The following is a 21,279-nucleotide window of genomic DNA, read 5'->3' as shown; positions in this document are numbered from 1 at the left end:
GTATCGAGAGAATGGCCCACATGACCGACAGCACCGACTCGCTCCGCGCCTCCCTCGCCGCCGTCCGCACGGAAGTCGGAAAGGCCGTCGTCGGCCAGGACGGCGCCGTGACGGGGCTGATCATCGCGCTGCTCGCGGGCGGTCACGTGCTGCTCGAAGGCGTGCCCGGCGTCGCGAAGACCTTGCTGGTGCGCTCGCTCAGCGCGGCGATGCGCCTCGACACCAAGCGCATCCAGTTCACCCCCGACCTGATGCCGGGCGACATCACCGGGTCGGCGGTCTACGACCCCAAGTCGGGCGAGTTCGAGTTCCGCGAAGGGCCGGTGTTCACCAACATCCTGCTCGCCGACGAAATCAACCGCACGCCCCCGAAGACGCAGGCGGCGCTGCTCGAGGCGATGGAGGAGCGTCAGGTCTCGGCCGACGGCGTGACCCGCAAACTGCCCGCCCCGTTCCTGGTCGCGGCGACGATGAACCCGATCGAGTACGAGGGCACCTACACGCTGCCCGAAGCCCAGCTCGACCGCTTCCTGCTGAAACTGGTGCTCGACCTGCCCGAGCGCGACGTCGAACTCGAAGTGCTGCAGCGGCACGCGAGCGGCTTCAACCCACGCGACCTGGCCGCCGCCGGGCTCACGCCCGTGCTCGACGCGGCGACCCTCGCGAAAGCCCAGGCGGATGTCGCGACCGTCACCGTGAGCCCGGACGTGCTCGGCTACGCCGTCGACCTCGCCCGCGGAACGCGGCACAGCCCGTCGGTGAAACTCGGGGTGTCGCCGCGCGGCACGACGGCGCTGCTCGCCGCGTCGCGAGCCTGGGCGTGGCTCTCCGGCTCCACGGGCGTGACACCCGACCACATTCAGACCATGGCCGTGCCGGTGCTGCGCCACCGCATCCAGCTGCGCACGGAAGCCGAACTCGAAGGCGTCGCGCCCGACACCGTGCTGCGTTCGGTGATCCAGCAGGTGCAGGTGCCGATCTGATGGGCGGCTGAGGCGTGGCCGTCTCGGGGTGGTTCGTGCTGCTCGTCGCGGCGGGTGCCGCACCTGTCGTGCTGCTCGGCGGCGTGCCCGGGCTCGCGCTGTGGGGCGTCGTGCTGGTGGCCGTCATCGCCGTCGATCTCGCGCTCGCGGGGTCGCCACGGGCGCTCGAGTTCGCGCGCGACCTGCCCCGCCGGTTGCGGCTCGGCGAGAGCGCCCCGGCCCGGCTCGCGGTCGCCAACCCGGGGCGTCGTGCGGTGCACGGCACCATCCGGGATGCCTGGGAGCCGTCGGCCGGCATCCGCCCGATGCGCCAGCGGCTCAGCGTCGCGGCCGGGGATGCCATCGCCCTGACGTTCGGCCTGCAGCCGGTGCGACGCGGCGAGCGGCGTGCCGCGCACGTGACGGTGCGATCCTTCGGCCCGCTGCGGATGGTCGCCCGGCAGGCCACCATCCCGGTGCCGGGCAGCGTGCGGGTGCTGCCGCCGTTCACCGCCCGCAAGCACCTGCCGTCGCGGCTCGCGCGCCTGCGAGAACTCGACGGTCGCACCTCGGTGATGGTGCGCGGCCAGGGCACCGAGTTCGACTCACTGCGCGAATACGTGCGCGGCGACGACGTGCGGTCGCTCGACTGGCGGGCGACGGCTCGGCGGCGTGACCCGGCGGGCGGCGGCGTGAAACTCGTGGTGCGCACCTGGCGCCCCGAGCGCGACCGCCGCGTCGTCATCGTCATCGACTCGTCGCGGACGTCGGCCGCGCGCATCGCCGACGAGCCCCGCCTCGACACGGCGTTCGAGGCATCCCTGCTGCTCGCCGCGCTCGCCACCCGCGCGGGCGACCGGGTCGACATGCTCGTGCACGATCGGGTCGTGCGCGGGCGCGTGCAGGGCGCGACCGGCGCCGACCTGCTGGCGAAGATGGTCGACGTGCTCGCGCCGATCGAGCCGGAGCTGCTCGAGGGCGACTGGCACGCCATCCCGGAACTCGTGCGCAGTGTGACCACGCAGAAGGCGCTCGTCGTCATCCTCACCTCGATCGACACCCCCGGCGGGTCGCGGCCGCTGCTCGCGATGCTGCCCACCCTCACCCGCCGGCACACCGTCGTGGTCGCGGCGGTCACCGACCCCGGAGTCGTCGAGGCCACCCGGGAACGCGGCGGCTCCGACGAGGTGTACCGGGCGGCCTCCGCCGAACGCGCCCTGCTCGACGTCGCCCGCGTCGCCACCGCGATCGGCCAGGTCGGCGCCGAAGTCGTCACCGCCCCACCCGCCGACCTGCCGCCAGCGCTCGCCGACCGCTACCTCGCGCTGAAGGCCGCCGGCCGGCTGTAGCCCGCACGGCGCGCATCCTGGGAAGCGGCTGAGGGCGGGAGTAGCGTTGCGGGTATGGCTGAAATCAACGCTCCCTCGTACGTCCGGCGCCTGATCGCCGAGACGTTCGGCACCTTCCTGCTCGTGTTCGGCGTCATCGGCGTCGCCCTCAACTACGGCGGCGAGGCCAAGCCCCTCGTCGTCGGTCTCGCGGTCGGCATCGCCGTTCTCGGCGGCGCCTACGCCGTCGGGCACATCTCCGGCGGGCACTTCAACCCCGCCGTCTCGATCGGTGCCGCGGCCGCGGGCCGGCTGCCGTGGAAGGACGTGCTGCCCTACATCGCGGCGCAGATCGTCGGTGGGCTCATCGCGACGCTCATCCACTTCCTCATCCTGCTGACCGCGGAAGCGCCGACGGCGGCGGCCTTCGCGGCCGTCTCGAACGGGTACGGCAACGGCTTCGCGGCACTCCTGCCGGTGCTGATCCTCGAGGTCGTCATCACCGCGGTGTTCCTGTGGATCATCCTGAGCGTCACCGCCGAGGGTTCGGGAGCGGGTGGCTTCGCGCCGCTCGTGATCGGCCTCGCGCTCGCCCTGTTCCACTTCATCGCGATCCCGCTCGACAACGCGTCGCTCAACCCGGCGCGTTCGCTCGCGACCGCCGTGTTCGGCGGCGTCGAACCGCTCAGCCAGGTGTGGCTGTTCTTCGTCGCCCCGATCGCCGGTGCCCTCATCGCCGGATTCACCTGGAAGCCCCTCTTCGGGCGCAAGTAGTTCGCTGTTTGCCTGGAAGCGCCCCTTCGGAGCTACTCGAAGGGGCGCTTTTGGGTAGATGGGCGGAATCTACGCCGAGATGGGGACCTTCGCGCCCGCGTCGAACTCCAGCACGTCGCCGGTCTCGCCCGCCCGGGCGGCTCGGCGGCCGACCACCCATTGGTAGAACAGGAACGCGGCGAGGGCGAAGGTGCCGATGCCGATCTTGAGGGGCCACGGCCAGTCCTGCCGCGTCACGAAGCCTTCGATGACACCCGAGACCAGCAGCGACAGCGCGAGGCCCACGACGATCGTGAAGAACGCGCGGCCGTCCTCGGCGAGGGCCTGCCGCCGCGTGCGGGCTCCGGGGGCGACCCATGACCAGAAGATGAGCAACCCCGCCGCCCCCGCGACGAAGATCGAGTACAGCTCGAGCTGTCCGTGCGGCGAGATGTAGAGGAAGAACTGGTCGAGCCGGTCGAACTCGTTCATCACCGCGGCCGAGATCCCCAAGCCTTGGGCGTTCACGAAGAGCAGGTAGACCGGATACACCCCGGTGATGCCGAACATCACGCACTGCGCGGTGAGCCAGGCGTTGTTCGTCCAGACCTGGCCGGTGAAGCCGCCCGACGAACTCTCCGAGTAGTACGAGACGAACTCCTGCTCGGCGTACTCGCGCCGCAGATCCTCGGGACCGAGCAGGTCGAGCAGGCCGGGGTTGACGGTGAACCACACCCCGAACGCGGTCGCGACCGCCCCGAACAGCACCGTGATGACGAGCGACGACCAGCGGATGCGGTAGAGCGCCGCCGGAAGCTGGTTGGCGAAGAACAGGGTGAGCTGGCGCAACGGATTGGTCGGGGCGCCGGTGAACCGCACCCGAGCCTTGGCGAGGGCGAGCGAGATGTGGTCGCCCTGCACGGTCTCGCCGACGGTCGCCTTGATCTCGGCGAGGTGAGCGGATGCCGACTGGTACAGGTCGATCAGCTCGTCGGCATCCCGCCCGCTGAGCCTCCGCTTGCCGGCCAGCACGGCGAGCCGATCCCACTCCGCGCGATGCGCAGCTGAGTAGGCGTCAAGGTCCATGCACTGGAAGGATATCGACATGGCCGCCGATCCCGACTCGGAGTGGATCGACGACTACGCCCCGGGCGAGGAAGGCACCCTCACGGGCGAGGCGGTCACGCTCGACCTGCACCCCACCGGCTTCCTGTTGCGGGCCCTCGGAGCCCTCCTCGATGTCGTGGCGAACGTCATCGTCTTCGTGGTGTTGCTGACGATCCAGAGCATCGCCTTCTTCTCCCTCGGTGTCGAGGAGGCAGTGCGGTCCGCCCTCTCGGTCGTGACGCTCGTGCTGTGCCTGGTCGGCATCCCGATCACGGTCGAGACCCTCACCAAGGGCAAGTCGCTCGGCAAGCTCGCGATCGGCGGACGCATCGTGCGGCTCGACGGCGGCTCGATCAACCTGCGGCACGCCGCCATCCGTGCCCTGGTCGGGGTCTTCGAGTTCTACACGACCCTCGGCGGGGCGGCCGCGCTGTGCGGGTTGCTCACGCCACGCACGCAACGCCTCGGCGACCTCGCCGCCGGCACCTACTGCCAGTACGAGCGGGTCTCGGGAACGGTGCTGCCGCTGTTCGGCATCCCGCCGCAACTGGCCGAGTGGGCGCACATCGTCGATGTCGCCCGGATGCCGACGCAGCTCTCGCGGCGCATCGGGCAGTTCCTCGCGCAGGCGCCGCAGTACGACCCCGAGCGGCGGGCGCGCATCGCCGCCGAACTCGCGGCCGAGGCCCAGGTGTTCGTCGCCCCGGTGCCGCCGGTGTCGGCGGAGCTGTTCCTCGCCGGCGTCACCGTCGTGCGCCGCGAACGGGAGGCCGAGGCTCTCCGCCTGGAACGCGAACGCCTCACCACTCTGCAACCCGCTCTCCGCGGTACCCCGCACGACTTCCCGCTCAGAGACGACTCCCCCGTGGGTCGAGGGCGTCGGGAGCGCGTTCAGTAGCGGTAGTGGTCGACCTTGTACGGCCCGGCAACCGGAACGCCGATGTAGGCGGCCTGCGCGGGGGTCAACTCGGTGAGCTCGACCCCAAGGGCGGCGAGGTGCAGCCGGGCGACCTTCTCGTCGAGCACCTTCGGCAGCACGTAGACGCCGACCGGGTACTGGGCGGTCTTCGTGAACAGCTCGAGCTGCGCGAGCACCTGGTTCGAGAACGAGTTGCTCATCACGAACGACGGATGCCCGGTCGCGTTGCCGAGATTCATCAGCCGACCCTCGGAGAGCACGAGGATGCTGCGGCCGTTGGGCAGGCGCCACTCGTGCACCTGCGGCTTGATCTCGACCTTCTCGGCTCCGGGGAGCGACTCGAGTCCGGCCATGTCGATCTCGTTGTCGAAGTGCCCGACGTTGGCGACGATCGCCTGGTGCTTCATCCCCTGGAGGTGCGCGACGGTGATGACGTCTTTGTTGCCGGTCGTCGTCACGAAGATGTCGGCGACCTCGAGCACCGACTCGATGCGCGCGACCTGGAAGCCGTCCATCGCCGCCTGGAGCGCGTTGATCGGGTCGATCTCGCTGACGATGACGCGCGCGCCCTGCCCGCGCAGCGCCTCCGCGGAGCCCTTGCCGACGTCGCCGTAGCCCGCGACGAAGGCGACCTTGCCGCCGATGAGCACATCGGTGGCGCGGTTGATGCCGTCGGGCAGCGAGTGGCGGATGCCGTACTTGTTGTCGAACTTCGACTTGGTGACCGAGTCGTTGACGTTGATCGCCGGGAAGAGCAACTGCCCCGCGGCGTGCAGGTCGTAGAGGCGGTGCACGCCGGTCGTCGTCTCTTCGGTGACTCCGAGGATGCCCGCGGCGATCCTCTGCCAGCGGTCGGGGCTCGCGGCGAGCGAGCGGCGCAGGGTGTCGAGGATGACGGTCCACTCGTGGCTGTCGCCGGGGGCGGCATCCGGCACGGCGCCGGCGAGCTCGAACTCGCGGCCCTTGTGCACGAGCAGCGTGGCATCCCCGCCGTCGTCGAGGATCATGTTCGGCCCCTCGAAGCCTTCCGCGCTCCAGTCGAAGAGCTGCTCGGTGGCCCACCAGTACTCCTCGAGCGTCTCGCCCTTCCAGGCGAACACCGGGATGCCGGCGGGCGCCTCCGGGGTGCCGGTCGGGCCGACGGCGACGGCCGCCGCGGCGTCGTCCTGCGTCGAGAAGATGTTGCACGACACCCAGCGCACCTGCGCGCCGAGCGCGACGAGGGTCTCGATCAGCACCGCCGTCTGAACGGTCATGTGCAGCGACCCGGCGATGCGGGCGCCCTTCAGGGGCTGCGACGGTCCGAACTCCTCGCGGAGCGCCATGAGGCCGGGCATCTCGTGCTCGGCGAGGCGGATCTGGTGGCGGCCGGCTTCGGCGAGGGAGAGGTCGGCGACCTTGAACGGCAGCGCGGTAGCGGTGGTCACTGGGGCGGTCATCCCCCCATCATCCCAGGCTCAGCCCCGTGTTACAGGGCCCGCGGTTTCAGCTCAGGCGCCGGGAGCCAGCTCTTCGACGACGACATGCCGCACGACCTGCCAGCCGAGGGGAACCGAGAGCCGTTCCGAATGTCGCGGGCACAGGTCGTAACTGTGCGGCTCGGGACGGTAGCTCAGCGGGCCCAGCACCGCCATCGCATCCGCGTAGTCGTAGGTGAGCGTGGCGACGGCATCCTCACCGCACGCCACCTTGCCGCACGGTCGTCCCCTCACCATGCCCCTTTCGCTGTTCGAGATCACGGTAAGCCCCCCGACCGCCATGGGCCGTCCGGCACGCCGCCGACACGGTCGCGCTTCGCGCCTAAACTGGGGCGCATGGCGAGGATCGGGCGGCGCAGCACGCCGAGCGCTCGCGCGACGTCCCGCGACCGGCACGGTCGCGGGATCCGCTCGTCGGTGACCGGACCGCTCCTTCGTCGCCAGCGCACCCGGCTTGACTTCTTCGACTCATGCATCGCCTCGGCGGTCGAGTACCTGCGCGACCTCTGGCCTGACGAGATGGGGCGGGTGCGGTTCGAGGTCGCCGCCGTCCCTCCCGGTGAACCGTCGAAGCACGGGGTCGATCGCTGGCGGGTCGACGTGGCGCGCCGCATCGTCCTGCTCTACCGGGTACCGATCGAGCGGCTCGCACACCTGCATAAAGACGACGAGTGGCACCGCCGCTCGCTCATCGAGAGCTGCGTCTTCCGCGCCGTCGCCGAGTTGCTCGGCAAAGACCCCTGGGACATCGCGCCGGAGCGCTACCGGCACTTCTGACCCGATCGGGACGCCGGTCAATCGGGGTGGACGACCAGCGGGCCCGCGACGGGTCGCGCTGGCGACGCGACGAAGGATGCCAGGGCGCCGGGCGCGGCGAAGGTCACGGCGATCGACAGCTCCTGAGCGCCCGACACCATGTATCCACCCGGTTCGACGCCGACCGACACCGCTCCGCCCGCGGGGATCGCGACGAGAATCGGGGTCGCGCCGGCACGGAGCGGGGCGAGTTCCACCTCGACGTCGCCCTGGGTCGGGTTGACGATCGACACCAGCGGAGAGGGAGCGTCGGGCACGACGACGAGCGCCTCGCCGTCGAGCGGCGGAGCGGCCGCGAACCACGCCAGGTCGCTGTCGGGGGCGTCGAGGATGGCGTCGGGTTCGGGTTCCACGCCGGAGTCGACAGCGGTCGAGGCACGCACCCCGGCCACGACCGGCACATCGGCGTCGACGAAGACCGTGTAGACGCCGTCGCCCAGACCCCCGACGGCCAGACCACCTACGCCACCGGTCTCCTCACCTGCCTCGCCGGTCACCTCACCCTCGCCGAACCCGGAGTCGAGCGGCACCTCGGTCACGGTGCCCGGTTCGAGGTCCAGCACGAACGACGTGCCCACCGACCCGGGGGTCTCGGGAACGACGCGCACGGTCGCGCGCCCCTCGGCGTCGCCCGGCGCGGCGATCCGGATCACCGGCCCGACGTCCTGCCAGTCGGCGAGGGCGCTCGCCCGGTTGGTGCCGATGGTGTCGACGACCCGCACACCCGGCACGACGAGACTCGCGGCGGGGTCGGTGCCGCCGCCCGTCGCCTCGACCCCCACGGCGTCGAGGCCGCGCACGATCGACTGCTGCAGCGTCGCCACCACCCGGCCGCCGCGCGCCGTGACGTGCACGATCGGTGAGGCGACCCCGGGGGCGAACCCGGCCAGGGAGAGCACCGTCTGCCCGTTCGCCGGCACATCGATCCCCGCCATGCCCGGTGCCGAGATCGGCCCCTCCTCGCCGAAGATCTCCAGGGTCACGCGCGACGGCACGTCGGTGGGATTCGCGAGCACCAGAAGGGTCGTGCGGCCGACCGTCATCGCGCCCCCCACGAGCCAGATCGATCCGCTCGGCTCGGCGCACGACGCGGCGGCCAGGCCGCGGAAATCGGTCGCGTCGACGCTCTGAATCTGTGCGCCGCCGATGAGGGCGCCGTCTCCGGGCGCGGAACGCAATTCCTCGGGAGCGGCCGCGGGAGATGCGCTGGCATCGGCGGAGGCGAGGCGAGTCCGTTCGAGGTCGCCCGTGAGAACCGCGCCGTCGGTCGTCGCGGCTCCGATCGCGAACGCGGTGTCGGCGCTGCCGCCGGTCTCGTCGCCGATGCGCATCGTCGCGCCCGGGCAGACCCGCACCTGGTCGGCGGGCGCGGGTTCGACGGTGACGGAGCGCGGCTCCGGGCCGACCGTCGGCAGGGGCAGGAAGGCGACCGCCGCGATGACGAGAGCGGCGACCCCGGCGGCCACGGTTCCGCTCGCGATCCGCGCCCCGATCACGAGACCCCGTTGATCAGCCACGGTCATCCCCGAATCCGTCATCGTCGAAGCCCGCCGAGTCGAAGCCCTCGTCGTGGTCGTCGTCGAGCTCATGGTGGGTTCCGGGGCCGGCGAGGCGCCGTCGACGACCGGTCGGCAGCGCGAGCAGCACCGTGAGACCGACGACGACGGCCTGGGCGGAGAGGGCGAGCGCCCCGAGCGACGAGGACCCTTCGGATGCCGCGACGGGCACGTGATCGGGGTACCGCCAGAGCGAACCCCGGCCGGTGTCCCCGACGGCGTCGAGGGCGGGCTGTGCGTCGAGGGCCTCGGCGGCCCGCTCGCGCACGAGCTCGCTGTCGCCCCCCGTGCCCGGGGTCAGCACGACGAACTCGATGCCGAGCCGGTCGAGGACGGGGGCCGGATCGAATCCGCCCCGCGACGCGAGGTTGCCCGCGAGTTCCGCGAGCTCGCGCTGACTCTCATCGGGGGCGGGTCGCGTCGCCGCGAAGGTCGACATCTCGTCGAGGGTCGTCCCCGCCCCGCGGTCGATCGACGCGGCGAGCGAGCCGTCATCCAGCGGACGCAGCACCAGCGTGCCGAGATCCGGATCGCCGACCGCCTCGGCCGCGACGATCGCGGGGAGCGTGCGGCCGTCCGTCGCGATGACCGGCCCTGCCCCCGTCGCGAGAGCGACGAGTGAGGGCGTGACCGCGAGGGCGGTCGAGAGCAGAACGGCGGCGCCGACTCCGACGGCGAGCCTTCCGAGGGCGGCCATCGCGACGACCACGGCCGCGATGAGGCCGGCCCAGTAGAGGCTGAGCCCGGTGCCCGCCCAGATGGTGACCGCGGAACCGCCCGAACTCGACGGGGCGAGGTGAACGGAGGCGACGGCGGTGAGCAACCCGCCGAGCGCGAGGACCGTGGCGGGGAGGGCCCGACCGGCGCCGGGCAGGAAGAGCGCGAGCAGCACGACCGCGGCGAGCGGCGCGAGCAAGGCGATCGAGGCCGGCGTCGCGACGAGTTCGGGAAGCCCGAGAGCGGAGGCGAACTGCGTCCACCCGCCGACCCCGGCGCTCGGCGACCCGAGCAGCAGCTGCCAGCCGCTGGGCACCGCGCTCGGCACGGCGACCCCGGGGTCGGCGAGCAGGCCGAGCGGGGTCCCGCGGGCGAGCTGTGCGGCGATGAGCGGAGCGGCGAGTACGAGCGCCGGGAGCGGGATGGCGACGATTCGGATGAGCGCCCGTGGATGCGCGACGGCCCACGCCACGATCGCCGCGACGAGCACCGGGGCGAGAACGGGAGCGCAGGCCACGACGGCGGCGAACAGCAGCCCGGCCGCCCCTGCCGCGCTCCACGACCGCGGGGCTTCGAGCAGGGCGAACAGCAACCAGGGCAAGAGCACGTGCGCGAGCACGGCCCCCGGACGACCCTCGATCAACGCCGCGAGGAACGACGGGGCGAGCATCCACAACGCTGCCGCCAGGATCGGCGGCCAGGTGCGCGTGCTCAGCCGCGTGGCGCACCACCAGGCGGCGAGTGCGGCGAGCGGGAGCGCGACGACCCAGAGCGCGACGAGCGCGAGCGACGGATTCCAGGGCGTGAGCGAGCCGAGGACGGCCAGCACGGCACGGAACGGGTCGACCGGGCCGTCCTGGGCGCCCCCGGTCAGCCCGGCCCACAGCGTGCCCGGGTCGACGGAGAGGGGGAGCAACGCGCCGCCGGTGATCGCGGTCGAGCCGAGGAGCCGAAGGGCGAGTACGGCCCCGAGCAGGGCGGCGACCAGGGTGACGGCGAGCCCCCCGGGGAAGAAGCCGGCGCGCACGAGGTCGGGAGGCCCGGTGCGCGCGTGTTCCCGATCGCGGGCGCTCGCGCGTCGTTCCCGCACGACGTCGGGCGGGATGCGCAGCGGCGCGATCGCCGTCCAGCCCACGCGCCGGGATCGGCGGAAGGTGCGCCGCGCTCCGGCCACGGACCCGTCGAAGATCGCCGTCAGCGCGGCGGCGATCTCACCGGGAATGGCGGCGGGACGCTTTCCGAGCAGCAGACCGAGGGACCGCACGAGCGCGAGCGGCAGGAGCGACAGCCAGTGCAGCGGCACCGCGGCACCAGGGGCGTACGCCATCCGACGGTGGAGCTGAGCCGCCCGCCGCGCGCGATACTGCGCCGCGGCGCCCAGCGGGCGACGACGGGTGAAGTCCTGCGGACTCGGCGCCACCGCGACCCGGGCGCCGGCGACGCGCACGACGCGGCCCCCGGCGAGGCGAGCGCGGATCGAGAGGTCGAGGCCCGCGTCGCTTCCTCGCAGGCCGGGGTCGGGTCCGCCGAGCAGATCCCACATGGCGCGTCGAACCAGCATCCCCGGGAGCACGACGCCGAGCACGTCGTCATCGGCGTCGTGCTGCGACTGGTCGAGTTCGTCGTCGGCGAGACCCACCGTCGCGCCGTAGCCCGTGACGCTCTCTCCGAACGATCGCAGCAGCGCCCGGTCGCCGGGATCGACGAGCTTCGGACCCGCGATGACGACGGAGGGGGCGACCTCGACGGCGGCGAGCAGTCGGGCGAGGGCATCCGGCTCGGGGACGGCGTCGGCAGGAAGCAACCACAGCCATTCGGGGCCGTCGGCCGTCGGCAACCCCGCGACGGCCCGGGCGAGCGACGTTCCCGCCGACACCACCACGACGGCATCGGGGCGTCGGGTCTGGGTGTCCAGCGCGCGCTCGGCGGTGTCGCCGCCGTCGCGGGCGACGAGGATCGCACTCACCCCAGGCATCGTCTAGAGGCTAGGCGGGTCTCCGCCCGTCGTGGGGACGACGCGCCCGCGCCCGTCCCGTTGGTGCAGTGCGGCGCGGAGCGCGGTGTATCGAGACCCTTACGCCGACTTCGACCGGCGGAGGCGGCGACGCTCCCGCTCGGAGAGCCCGCCCCAGATGCCGAAGCGCTCGTCGTTCTGCAGGGCGTAGTCCAGGCACTGCGCCTTGACCTCGCAGGTCGTGCAGATGCGCTTCGCGTCCCGGGTGGAGCCGCCCTTCTCGGGGAAGAACGCTTCGGGGTCGGTCTGCGCGCACAACGCGTCGGTCTGCCAGGCGAGCGGGTTGTCGTCATCGATCGGCTGGGGCCGCAGACCCGGGATGCCGAGCCGCACGGGGTCGACGAACCAGTCGTCCGGAACGGACGGCTTGTAGCTGCTGTGAGCCATCTCGTTCCTCGTCATGCGTGTTGCCCCTTCGGTTGTAACCGCCACCCCCCGCTGGGCGCCTTGGTGATAATTACACTGCTGTCATTCACCCGAAGTCAAGTCGCGGATCATAAGTCGCAGCTCGGGTTGAAGGTTGGCACGACGCGCCGACGACACCGGGATGCAACCAGCTAGTTCCCAAGCAACGCTCAGCTCGGGCTGACGGCGGCGCGTGCCGCCCAGGCGCTGGCGACCATCTCGTCGAGGGTGTGGCGCATCTGCCAGTCCAGATCGCGTGCCGCGAGGTCGCCGTTGGCGACGATCCGCGGCGGATCTCCGGGCCGGCGCGACGCGATCTCAGGCTCGAACGGGATGCCGGTGACCCGCGCGACGGCGGCCATGATCTCGGCGACCGACACCCCCTCGCCGCTGCCGAGGTTGTAGGCCGGTTCGATCGGCTCGCCGGCATCCAGTCGTTTCGCCGCCGCGACGTGCGCGCGCGCGATGTCGGAGACGTGCACGTAGTCGCGCACGTTGGTGCCGTCGGGGGTCAGGTAGTCGTCGCCGTTGATGTGCGGGGTGCGACCCTCGACCAGCGCCTCGAACACCAGGGGGAAGAGGTTGTGCGGGCTGGTGTCGCGGATCTCCGGATACCCCGACCCGACGACGTTGAAGTACCGCAGGCTCGTGTGTTTCAGCCCCGCCGCGATCTCCTGATCGCGCAACAGCCACTCGCCGATGAGCTTCGACTCGCCGTAGGGCGACTGGGGGGCTTTGGGGGTGTCTTCGGTGACCAGGTCGACGTCGGGGGTGCCGTAGACGGCCGCGCTCGACGAGAACACCATCTTGCCGACGCCGCGGTCCTGCATCGCGGCCAGCAGCACCGTCGTGCCGTCGACGTTCTGCTCGTAGGTGTGCAGCGGGCGTTGCACCGACACGCCTGCGTACTTGAAACCGGCGACGTGCACGACCCCGGTCACGTCGTGTTCGTCGAAGATCCGCTCGAGCAGGGCTCCGTCGAGGATCGTGCCGCGGGTGAACGACACCCGCCCGGGGATGAACCCGAGTTGCCCGGTGGAGAGATCGTCGAGCACGGTCACGTGCATGTCCGCCGCGAGGAACTCGCGCACGACGTGCGCGCCGATATAGCCGGCGCCGCCGGTCACGAGCCAGGTCACGACTCCAGGGTAGAGGCCGTGCGACGGGGGATGCGACGGTAGCCGTCGCGGCGCACGACGACGACGGTGGCGACGATCGCCACGACGGAGAGCAGGGAGAGAAGGATGAGCAGCACCATGGCAGAAACGGTATGACTTGTGCGTTTCCGCCACGAGTGGCAGGATTGCCGCAGTTCGTCGAAAAGCTGCCAGGAGGCGCTCGTGCTCAACAAGGTCGTCTGCCTCGTGCTTCCCGGCACCGCCCCCTTCGAGTTCGGCGTCGTCTGCGAAGTGTTCGGCGTCGATCGCAGCGCGATGGGCGGTCCGGCCCTCGACTTCCAGATCGCCACCGCCGACCCCGGGCCGGTCGCGACCAGCTTCGGTTTCACCCTCCAGGTCGACAACGACCTGTCGATCGCGGCGGACGCCGACCTGATCGCCGTTCCCGCCCACCTGGTCGGCGGCGAGATCATCGACGAGCGCTACCTCGAGGTCGTGCGCGCGGCCGCCGCCCGCGGCGCCTGGGTGCTGAGCGTCTGCACCGGAGCCTTCGTGCTCGCCCAGGCCGGCATCCTCGAAGGGCGCCGTGCGACGACGCACTGGATGCACGCCGACCGCCTCGCCGAGGCCCACCCGAACATCGACGTCGACCCCGACGTCTTGTTCGTGCAGGACGGCACGATCGTCACCAGCGCGGGCACCGCATCCGGAATCGACGCCGCCCTCCACATCGTGCGCGTCGAACACGGCGCCGCCGCCGCCAACGTCATCGCCCGCCGCATGGTCGTGCCTCCGCAGCGCGACGGCGGTCAGGCCCAGTACATCCCCACCCCGATGCCCGAGAACCGTGCCGACTCGTTCGCCGAGGTGACCGAGTGGATGCTGGAGAACCTCGACCAGGACCTCACGATCGACCAGCTCGCCCGCCGCGCGCTCATGTCGTCACGCACCTTCGCCCGCCGGTTCCGCGCCGACCTCGGCACGACCCCGGCGGCGTGGCTGAACCGGCAGCGCATCCTGCGGGCCCAGCAGGCGCTGGAACAGACGGATGCCGGCCTCGAGGAGGTCGCGCAGCTCGCCGGGTTCGGCACCGCCGCGGTCATGCGGCACCACTTCCTGAAGGTGCTGCAGACCACCCCCACCGCCTACCGGCGCGCGTTCACCTGCCGGCTCGACGAGGTGATGGCGGGCTGAACCTCACGGTGTCGCCCCGTTGCGCTGCCTGCGATCCGCTCGCACCTGGCTCGAGCTCGACAGGTACAGATCCGGATTGAGTCGGGGCCTGAGGTACCGAGGCAGTCGTTCGACGGCCGCGAGCATCCGGCGAAACCGACGAGGGTTGCGCATGAGTCGCAGCCCGAGGCGCCGCCGCCACGACATCTTCGAGCCGTCGATCCGGGCGATGTGCTCGAGTGCCCGGAGCGTGACGGATGCCCGGTCGTACTCCTGGAACGCGAGCGCCTGGGCGTAGTCGCGGATCGTCGCCTGGAAGAACCTCGGCCCGATGTACTCCGCCGACAGATACAGCCCCAGACGGTGATCATCCGGGATCGACCGCAACAGGTTCGTGAGGAACAGAAGGCGGCTTCGGAGGAACAGGGCGGTAGACGACGCCCCGCCGACGTGCATCCGGTAGCGCACGGTCGACTTGGCCACGTGGCGGTAGGTCCACCCGCGCCGAAAGAGGCGAACGAACAGGTCGTCATCCTCGTATCCCACGAGGCGACGATCGAATCCCTGCACCGACAGCAGGGCGCGACGGCGCAGGAGACTGGCGGAGGGCAACGCCATGATGTCGGCGGAGATCACCCCGGTCACGCTGTTGCGGGGGTGCTGCACCTGCGTGTCCTCGACGAAATTGCGCACCAAGGTGCGGCCATCGTGGTCGACCGCATCGAAGTCGGTGAAGACCCAGGCCAGCTCGTCGTCCCCGACCAGGGCTTGCTGAAGCGTCTCAAGGTGACCGGGGCGCCACTCGTCGTCCTGGTCGATGAACGCCACGAACGCGCCGCCGGCGGCTCGGATCCCCACATTCCGGGCCGAAGACTGGCCGCCATTGGGGCGGCGGATGATCACGACCGGGAACGGCACCACCATCGCCGCGACTGCTTCCGCCCCTCCGTCTGTCGAGCCGTCGTCGACGACGATCAGCTCCGCCGGCGCGACCGTCTGCGCGACGACCGATCGCACCGCTCGCTCGACGTAACGCACGCCGTTGTACAGCGACAGGACGACCGAGATCTGCGCCCTCTTCTTGCCCCTCGAGGTCGTGGGGCCCGCCGCGGCCCACAGGAGCGTCTCGTCGGATGGCGTAATGGACGGTGTCTCCGAAGGATCGACCGAGTCGGCGAGCTCGCTCACCGTGGCTCGGAGGTCGGCGAGCGCGATCCGCCGCGACGCGATCTCGTCGTCGGTCAGCACGCCGGGTGCGCGTTCTGCGAGCAGATCCTCCTCGAAGCCGATCCACCCGATCGCCGTCCAGCGCTCGCTCTTGGACCGTGAGATCGCGGCGAGGCCCCGTGCGGTGTTCATGGCGATGCGGACGCCATGAGCATCGGCCGGCAGGTGGGCGAGCCCGAGCTGGGCGTCAACCGCCATCCGGGACGCCTCAGCCAGGTGCCCATTGAGCGCGAGTTCACAGAATGTCCGGGTGACCCACTCCGCGGCCGCCTCCGGACCGAGTTCGGACAGGAGGCTCCTGGCCGCCTCCGGTGCCCGCTCGGGATCCACGCGCGCCAAGGCGATCGTGCGGTTGCGCCGTGCGCTGTCGAGCAGCGACTGGCTGCCGGCGTCGAGACCCACCTCCCCGCTCCTCAGCTGGTCAGCCGCTCGTTCGCACAGATCGAACAGCTCGACGACCCTCGCGGGTTCGCGTCCGCGGGCGAGTCGTGAGAGGGCGACCCCGTGCGCAAGGGCGAGCAACCCGCCACTCCCGCGCCTCGCATCCACCCCACGAGGCTTCGACAGGTCGTGGTCGTAGCGCGAGCTGAGGGCCGCGAGGGCGTCCGCCTCGCACGCATCCGCGGATTCCCAGAGGCCCTGGGCGACCAGCGAGGTGAAACGCCGGATCCGCATGCCGAGTCCGAGGGCGCCCGACAACTCCGCCCGACCGATCAGGTCGGCATAGTACTCGTCGAGCTCAGCGGCCGACGGACCGCTCGCGATCGTCGAGAGAGCCTCCCCCTCCCCGGCAGCGGCCACCGCCACGAGGCTGTCGCCATCCGTGGCGACCACCACGCTTCCGAACCCGGCGGCGGTCAGCATCTCCGCCATGGCGCGATCACTGTAGAGGGTCAGATGGGCGCCGAGCGCAACGGCCCGCTCCGCCGCGCGAGGACGGCGGGGCGTGACCGAAGCCGCGTCGGGGGTGGTGAGGACGAGGCGACCCCGGTCGGGGAGGTGCGCCCGGGCAGCGACGAGGAACCCCAGGGGATCAGACACGTGCTCGAGCACCTCGGACGCGATGATGAGGTCGAACGTGCGACCCAGCCGAGTGTCGGCCCGCAGCGGTTCCGAGCGGATGACGAGGCCGAGCTCCTCGGCTCCCCGGCGCGCTTCGGCGCCTGGATCGACGCCCACGGCGTCCCATCCGTTCCGGAACACGGCGTAGGCGATCGCCAAGCCGAATCCGCACCCGACGTCGAGAACCGATCTGACCCCGCCGACGCGGAAGAGATTCGCCAACAACGCGTCCACGCCGGCACCGAACTCCAGATAGTCATCGATCGCGTCGTCGGTCGCGATCGGATCCCCGTCGGCACCCACGATCTTGAGCGAGCCGCAGACGCTGCAGGCGACGACGTCGAGCCGCGGATTCGCACCGCGACGGGCGATCGTCGTGCCGTGCGTCCTGCGGCGGCACACGACGCATTCGGCCACGCTGGGTTCAGCGATCCAGTCGAGCATGCCGGCACTCCATGACGTTGTCGTTCCTCACGCTAGCAACACACGAGAGCGCGCCCCGCGGCGGAGGGCGCGCACGCAGCTGGACACGCATCCGCGCGCTCTGATTTCATGTCTCACCCGAGCAGTTCTCACGCTCGGCTCCCCCATGATGGCCGACTCCCCCGTCCCATCGCACCCGTCAAGGACTCCCCCTGCCTTCGCCCACCGTCGCCGCCCCACCCGAGCGGTCCCCTGCCGAGGCAGCCGGCGACCCCGTTCGGCGCGCCGTCGGCGTGTCACCACGCACCGTCCTCATCTCCTTCCTCGCGGTCGACGTGATCCTGCTGATCGGCTACCTGGTGAGCCGTGAAGTGCTGTACTCGGTTCCGCAACCGAGCCACTTCCGGTTCCACGCGACCCGCCTCTTCGACATCGGGGGTGAGCCGACCCTCGCCACGTGGTGGGCCGTCGGCCAGTTGCTCGTGGGCGCCGCCCTGATGGTGTGGGCCGGTGTCGCCGCGCGCCGTCGGCGACAGCCGGCCGTTCACTGGTTCGTGTTCGGCGGCATCCTCGCCTACATCTCGATCGACGAGCAGGCGGAGATCCACGAAACGCTCGTCGAACCCGTGCGCAAGCTGTTCGGCATCACGACCGGCCCCCTGCTTCTCGCCTGGGTGATCCCGGCTCTCGTCGCGGTCGCCCTCGTTCTCGTGTTCGTCGCCGCCGTCGTGCGCGCTCTGCCTCGGGTCACGTTCATCCGCCTCGCGATCGGTGCGATGGTCTTCCTGGTTGGCGCGATCGGCATGGAGATGGTCGACTCTGCGACATTCGAGACCCTTCAAGCTCAACCGACGGAGACCCTGCGTACCGCTAAGCACCTCATGACCGCGATCGAGGAGGTGCTCGAGCTCGTGGGCGTGACCCTCGTCGTCTGGGCCGTGCTCAGCGAACTCGCGGCGGGGCGACGAGGCGATGAAGTGATGCAGATCGCGCGAAACGACTCGGCCGTCGGCCAGGCGGTTAGCTAGTGGCCGTGCGTGTCGCGGTCGTCGGAGCAGGGATCGTCGGCACGCTGTCGGCGCTCTTCCTCGCCGGGCGCGGGCACCGCGTCGACCTGTACGAGCGCGACGCCGAACTGTGGTCGGGCGCCAGCGCCGTGAACGAGGGGAAGGTGCACCTCGGCGGCGTGTACGCCCTCGGCGGTGCGCGGACCCACGAGGTCATGATGCGCGGGGCCGTCGAGTTCGCGCCCTGTATCGAAGCCGCGATCGGGCAGCGTGTCGACTGGGACGCGGTCACGGGCGACCCGTTCGACCACCTGGTGATGCCCGACTCGCTGGTGAGCGTCGACGACCTCTCCCGGGCCTACGCCGCGATCAACCAGCGGGCCGCTCGAGTGATCGGGCCGTCGGAACGCTACCTGGGTCGCCGGGTCGACGAGGTCGTCGACCCCCGGCCGCATCAGGACGCCGACACCGGACTCGTCGCGTTCTCGACGCAGGAGCGAGCGGTCGACCCGCTGCAACTGCGGGCGCTCGTTCTCGGTGCGATCGCGGCGCAGCCGGGCATCCTCGTCAGGACCGGCACGCCGGTGACCGACATCACCACCGACGACGACCAGGCGACGCTTCACCTGTCGGCCTCCGCGGAGGGTTACGACGCCGTCGTCAACGCCACTTGGGCGTGGCAGAACCGTTTCGTCACGGCGGCCAGGCCGCGCAACTTCCGGGTGAAGGCGGCGGTGCGACTGAAGCCCGGCATTGCGCGACGCACGGTCACGATGGTTCAGGGACCGTACGGTGACGTCGTCGCCCACCGCGACCACGGCTACGCCTCGTGGTATCCCACCGGTCGGCTGATCACCGAGGAGGGCATCCATCCGTCGGCCCACGCCGAAGCCGCCCTCGACTCGATCTCACAACGCGACGACCTGGTGCGGAGCCAGCTCGACGCGCTCGCCGCAATCGGGGTCCTTCCCGCCGGATGCGACGGAGAGTCGATCGGCGGGATCATCGTCGGCGACGGCGCCCCCGACATCGACGACCCGACATCGCTGCTGCACGACCGCCCCGACTTCGGGGCGGAAGCGAACGGTCGGATCGTGACCCCCGTCACCTTCAAGTTCACGACCGGCCCCCTCGCTGCGCGTGTCGCGGCCGACACCATCGAGGCGTGGGCATGACGACGAGGCTTCGCACGACCGTCGCGATCCCCCTGCACGCCTCCGCACGCTGGTTCGAGGTCATCGACGCGAACCTCGACCGGCTGGTCGGCCACGCGCACCTCGTCGTCTCCGACCCGACGGGTCTCGACGACACTCTCGCCCGCCTCCGGGTCGGGCGGGAGCACCTCGCCGGGATCGAGTGGCGCACGACTCCGACGGCAGCGGGATGGGTGGCGCACTGCAACGCCCTCCTCGCCGAGGCGACAACCGAGTACTTCATGTGGTTGCCGCACGACGACGAAATCGGTCCGGAGTGGATCCACCTCGCCGAGCAGGAGCTCCAGGGCGACCCGAATGCGATGCTCACCGTCGGCGAGATCGTTCCGGTCGGCACGGGCGTCGAGTTCCCGTTCAACCCGGCGTTCACGCTCGCCGATCCCGAGGAGCGCGTGGCGGCCGCACTTGCCGACGTCGTCAACGGACGGGCGAGAACTCTGGGACTTCTCTACCGATCGGTGTTCCGACGCGCGGGTGCGAGCCCGCTGCCGGACACCGACTACGCAGATGTCCCGTGGGCGATCGCGATGCTGGCCACGGGTCACGCCGTGCAGATCGCCGCCCGCTACGGCAAGCGGTGGCATCCGACCTCGGTGAGCGCGTCGTGGTCGGGCATGTTGACCTCACCGCGGTTCCGCTCGACCCACATCGCCGACGCCGTGTCCCGGGTGGGCGCGCGCGCACCCGCCCTCCTGGCTCAGGCCTGGGAGAGCGAGACCACCGCGATCGCCACTCGCCGAGAAGCCCTTGCGGTCGAGCTGTACGCCCTGCAGCGTTCCCGCAGCTGGCGAGTCACCGCGCCGTTCCGGTGGTTGGCCACCCGGATGCGATCATCACGCGGGGGCGGCTAGGCCGCGCGCGCCGCCAGGAGTTGAGCGACCTGCGTCGACCAGTCGAGGAACTCGTCCCGACTGGCCGCTCCCGCCCCGAAGGACACGAAGCTCCCCTCGAGCGCGAACAGGATGTCGTAATAGCCTCCGTCCTCACCGAGGTAGGCGGTACCCAGCCCCTCGAGAGCGATCGCCTCACGCGGGGTTTCGTACCACTGCGTCGGCGGGTCGATCTGCCACTCCTCGGTGACCCAGCCGCCGCCTTCGACCACTACCAGACTGAGGTACCGTTCCGGGGCGCCTGCGGACGTGAGGGTGCACCACGACGGGGCGACCGCGTCGACCATGGCCGAGAAGGTCGGATCTTCCCAGTCGGTACCCGTCGGGTTTGGATCGGGCAATCCAGCGATGGCGCCGAGTTCGGCAATCGGGGCTTCGTCGCCGCATGCCCACCCCCACCCCGGGAGGGCGGACTCGGGCGCGGCCCACGCTGGGCGTTCGTGGGGAATGGCTTCGGCCACCGAACCGGCGACATCCTCGAGAACCGGCAGCATCAGCGGCTCGAGATCGAGTTCGTCCATGAGGTCGGGACGGTTCGCGTATCCGCCGATGAGATAGTCGCCGACGAGGATGCTGAAGCTGCATTGACCGTAGGCGCAGCGATGAACCGATCGGTCACCCACGGCGTCGTAGCGCTCGTAGTAGCTGGGGAAGACCGAATCGATGTAGCCCGTAAAGAATCGCCCGGCGTCGGGCATCACCCCGACTGAGAGCGCGACCCGTTCGCGATCCGCCCCCCATCCGCAGGTCAGCATTCCCGCCTGGCGCTGGGCGACCTCCACCCAGGAGTCGGGTGAATCGTTCTCACTCCAGAGCAGCGGCGCCGACTCGCCGGCAAGACCTGCGACGGTCGCCGGAGCGACGAGATCGTCGCAGGTGATCGGAAGCCGCGGGAGGGGCGCCTCGACCGCGACTGAGGTCGCCGTCGGCGACACGGTGGGGGTCGGCGTAGCGGGGCCGCATCCACTGATCGTCACGGTGAGGGCGACGACGCCCGCGAGATACGAGAGCGTCCTGGTCCGCATGACGTCACGCTATCGATCGCACGAGTTGCATGCGATCACGATACGGTGACGATTTCTCGACTGCTGGATCGGGTCATCACGCGCC

General features: G+C 70.9%; 19 protein-coding genes. 9 read left to right on the top strand and 10 right to left on the bottom strand.

Features of this window, described 5'->3' with window-relative positions:
- Positions 1-11 precede the first annotated feature (11 nt).
- From IE173_RS08015 to IE173_RS08005, 3 genes are read left to right on the top strand one after another with little or no spacing between them, the layout of a single operon-like run.
- Complete coding sequence (locus tag IE173_RS08015; RefSeq protein WP_373298456.1) at positions 12-983, top strand: AAA family ATPase; 972 nt, start codon at positions 12-14, stop codon at positions 981-983.
- Positions 984-997: 14 nt separating this feature from the next.
- Positions 998-2,311 carry a DUF58 domain-containing protein gene (locus tag IE173_RS08010; protein ID WP_191282919.1) on the top strand — a complete coding sequence of 438 codons (1,314 nt, stop codon included), beginning with the start codon at positions 998-1,000 and terminating at the stop codon, positions 2,309-2,311.
- Between the two features lie 54 nt (positions 2,312-2,365).
- Positions 2,366-3,064, top strand: a complete 699-nt coding sequence (locus tag IE173_RS08005; RefSeq protein WP_191282918.1) for an aquaporin — start codon at positions 2,366-2,368, stop codon at positions 3,062-3,064.
- Positions 3,065-3,133: 69 nt separating this feature from the next.
- Here IE173_RS08005 and IE173_RS08000 read toward each other — a convergent pair whose 3' ends face one another.
- Positions 3,134-4,129, bottom strand: coding sequence for a stage II sporulation protein M (locus IE173_RS08000; RefSeq protein WP_191282917.1), 996 nt, complete (start codon positions 4,127-4,129; stop codon positions 3,134-3,136).
- A 19-nt stretch (positions 4,130-4,148) separates the two neighbouring features.
- Here IE173_RS08000 and IE173_RS07995 point away from each other — a divergent pair, with 19 nt between their 5' ends.
- Positions 4,149-5,048, top strand: coding sequence for an RDD family protein (locus IE173_RS07995; protein WP_191282916.1), 900 nt, complete (start codon positions 4,149-4,151; stop codon positions 5,046-5,048).
- Here the strand turns inward: IE173_RS07995 and ahcY are convergent.
- Positions 5,042-6,508, bottom strand: coding sequence for an adenosylhomocysteinase (gene ahcY / locus IE173_RS07990; protein WP_191282915.1), 1,467 nt, complete (start codon positions 6,506-6,508; stop codon positions 5,042-5,044). The genes IE173_RS07995 and ahcY overlap by 7 nt on opposite strands.
- A 51-nt stretch (positions 6,509-6,559) precedes the next feature.
- Positions 6,560-6,784, bottom strand: a complete 225-nt coding sequence (locus tag IE173_RS07985) for a DUF3499 family protein (protein ID WP_308433090.1) — start codon at positions 6,782-6,784, stop codon at positions 6,560-6,562.
- Between the two features lie 99 nt (positions 6,785-6,883).
- On the opposite strand from IE173_RS07985, the gene IE173_RS07980 reads away from it, so the two are divergent.
- Entirely contained in the window at positions 6,884-7,324 is a 441-nt protein-coding gene (locus IE173_RS07980) for a metallopeptidase family protein (RefSeq protein WP_191282914.1), read from the top strand.
- 17 nt (positions 7,325-7,341) lie between these two features.
- On the opposite strand, the gene IE173_RS07975 is transcribed toward IE173_RS07980, so the two are convergent.
- The 5 genes from IE173_RS07975 to IE173_RS15600 form a co-directional block, all read right to left on the bottom strand.
- Positions 7,342-8,886, bottom strand: coding sequence for a DUF5719 family protein (locus IE173_RS07975; protein WP_191282913.1), 1,545 nt, complete (start codon positions 8,884-8,886; stop codon positions 7,342-7,344).
- Complete coding sequence (locus tag IE173_RS07970; protein WP_191282912.1) at positions 8,873-11,611, bottom strand: glycosyltransferase; 2,739 nt, start codon at positions 11,609-11,611, stop codon at positions 8,873-8,875. The genes IE173_RS07975 and IE173_RS07970 overlap by 14 nt, the downstream gene beginning before the upstream one ends.
- A gap of 99 nt (positions 11,612-11,710) precedes the next feature.
- On the bottom strand, positions 11,711-12,052 hold the full coding sequence (locus tag IE173_RS07965) for a WhiB family transcriptional regulator (protein WP_229841968.1): 342 nt from the start codon (positions 12,050-12,052) through the stop codon (positions 11,711-11,713).
- Between the two features lie 173 nt (positions 12,053-12,225).
- Entirely contained in the window at positions 12,226-13,194 is a 969-nt protein-coding gene (galE, locus tag IE173_RS07960) for a UDP-glucose 4-epimerase GalE (RefSeq protein ID WP_191282911.1), read from the bottom strand.
- Positions 13,191-13,313 carry a hypothetical protein gene (locus tag IE173_RS15600; protein ID WP_268248906.1) on the bottom strand — a complete coding sequence of 41 codons (123 nt, stop codon included), beginning with the start codon at positions 13,311-13,313 and terminating at the stop codon, positions 13,191-13,193. Before IE173_RS15600 ends, galE begins: the two co-directional genes overlap by 4 nt.
- Positions 13,314-13,395: 82 nt before the next feature.
- Here IE173_RS15600 and IE173_RS07955 point away from each other — a divergent pair, with 82 nt between their 5' ends.
- Entirely contained in the window at positions 13,396-14,367 is a 972-nt protein-coding gene (locus IE173_RS07955; protein ID WP_191282910.1) for a GlxA family transcriptional regulator, read from the top strand.
- 3 nt (positions 14,368-14,370) lie between these two features.
- Here IE173_RS07955 and IE173_RS07950 read toward each other — a convergent pair whose 3' ends face one another.
- Positions 14,371-17,079 (bottom strand): glycosyltransferase, encoded by a 2,709-nt coding sequence (locus IE173_RS07950; RefSeq protein ID WP_191282909.1) that lies wholly within the window; start codon positions 17,077-17,079, stop codon positions 14,371-14,373.
- 272 nt (positions 17,080-17,351) lie between these two features.
- Between IE173_RS07950 and IE173_RS07945 the strand changes: the two genes are divergently transcribed.
- The 3 genes from IE173_RS07945 to IE173_RS07935 are packed head-to-tail and all read left to right on the top strand — an operon-like array spanning position 17,352 to position 20,130.
- Complete coding sequence (locus IE173_RS07945) at positions 17,352-18,086, top strand: hypothetical protein (protein ID WP_191282908.1); 735 nt, start codon at positions 17,352-17,354, stop codon at positions 18,084-18,086.
- On the top strand, positions 18,086-19,240 hold the full coding sequence (locus tag IE173_RS07940; protein WP_191282907.1) for an FAD-dependent oxidoreductase: 1,155 nt from the start codon (positions 18,086-18,088) through the stop codon (positions 19,238-19,240). The genes IE173_RS07945 and IE173_RS07940 overlap by 1 nt, the downstream gene beginning before the upstream one ends.
- Positions 19,237-20,130, top strand: a complete 894-nt coding sequence (locus tag IE173_RS07935) for a glycosyltransferase family A protein (protein ID WP_191282906.1) — start codon at positions 19,237-19,239, stop codon at positions 20,128-20,130. Before IE173_RS07940 ends, IE173_RS07935 begins: the two co-directional genes overlap by 4 nt.
- Here IE173_RS07935 and IE173_RS07930 read toward each other — a convergent pair.
- Positions 20,127-21,194: a hypothetical protein gene (locus IE173_RS07930; RefSeq protein WP_191282905.1), complete on the bottom strand. Its 1,068-nt coding sequence runs from the start codon at positions 21,192-21,194 to the stop codon at positions 20,127-20,129. The two genes, IE173_RS07935 and IE173_RS07930, sit on opposite strands and share 4 nt — an antisense overlap.
- Between the last annotated feature and the right edge of the window lie 85 nt (positions 21,195-21,279).

It is taken from the genome of Pseudolysinimonas yzui (genome assembly GCF_014653215.1).
GTDB classification, from domain to species: domain Bacteria; phylum Actinomycetota; class Actinomycetes; order Actinomycetales; family Microbacteriaceae; genus Pseudolysinimonas_A; species Pseudolysinimonas_A yzui.
This window is presented reverse-complemented; position numbering and strand designations above follow the sequence as displayed.

Excerpts from the sequence above, each read along its gene's own strand:
- IE173_RS07935 (WP_191282906.1), top strand. The coding sequence starts at position 19,237 with ATGACGACGAGGCTTCGCACGACCGTCGCGATCCCCCTGCACGCCTCC.
- IE173_RS07965 (WP_229841968.1), bottom strand. The coding sequence starts at position 12,052 with ATGACGAGGAACGAGATGGCTCACAGCAGCTACAAGCCGTCCGTTCCG.
- IE173_RS08000 (WP_191282917.1), bottom strand. The coding sequence starts at position 4,129 with ATGGACCTTGACGCCTACTCAGCTGCGCATCGCGCGGAGTGGGATCGG.
- IE173_RS08015 (WP_373298456.1), top strand. The coding sequence starts at position 12 with ATGGCCCACATGACCGACAGCACCGACTCGCTCCGCGCCTCCCTCGCC.
- IE173_RS07970 (WP_191282912.1), bottom strand. The coding sequence starts at position 11,611 with ATGCCTGGGGTGAGTGCGATCCTCGTCGCCCGCGACGGCGGCGACACC.
- IE173_RS07975 (WP_191282913.1), bottom strand. The coding sequence starts at position 8,886 with ATGACCGTGGCTGATCAACGGGGTCTCGTGATCGGGGCGCGGATCGCG.
- IE173_RS08005 (WP_191282918.1), top strand. The coding sequence starts at position 2,366 with ATGGCTGAAATCAACGCTCCCTCGTACGTCCGGCGCCTGATCGCCGAG.
- IE173_RS07980 (WP_191282914.1), top strand. The coding sequence starts at position 6,884 with ATGGCGAGGATCGGGCGGCGCAGCACGCCGAGCGCTCGCGCGACGTCC.
- IE173_RS15600 (WP_268248906.1), bottom strand. The coding sequence starts at position 13,313 with ATGGTGCTGCTCATCCTTCTCTCCCTGCTCTCCGTCGTGGCGATCGTC.
- ahcY (WP_191282915.1), bottom strand. The coding sequence starts at position 6,508 with ATGACCGCCCCAGTGACCACCGCTACCGCGCTGCCGTTCAAGGTCGCC.
- IE173_RS07995 (WP_191282916.1), top strand. The coding sequence starts at position 4,149 with ATGGCCGCCGATCCCGACTCGGAGTGGATCGACGACTACGCCCCGGGC.
- IE173_RS07930 (WP_191282905.1), bottom strand. The coding sequence starts at position 21,194 with ATGCGGACCAGGACGCTCTCGTATCTCGCGGGCGTCGTCGCCCTCACC.
- IE173_RS07985 (WP_308433090.1), bottom strand. The coding sequence starts at position 6,784 with ATGGTGAGGGGACGACCGTGCGGCAAGGTGGCGTGCGGTGAGGATGCC.
- IE173_RS07950 (WP_191282909.1), bottom strand. The coding sequence starts at position 17,079 with ATGCTCGACTGGATCGCTGAACCCAGCGTGGCCGAATGCGTCGTGTGC.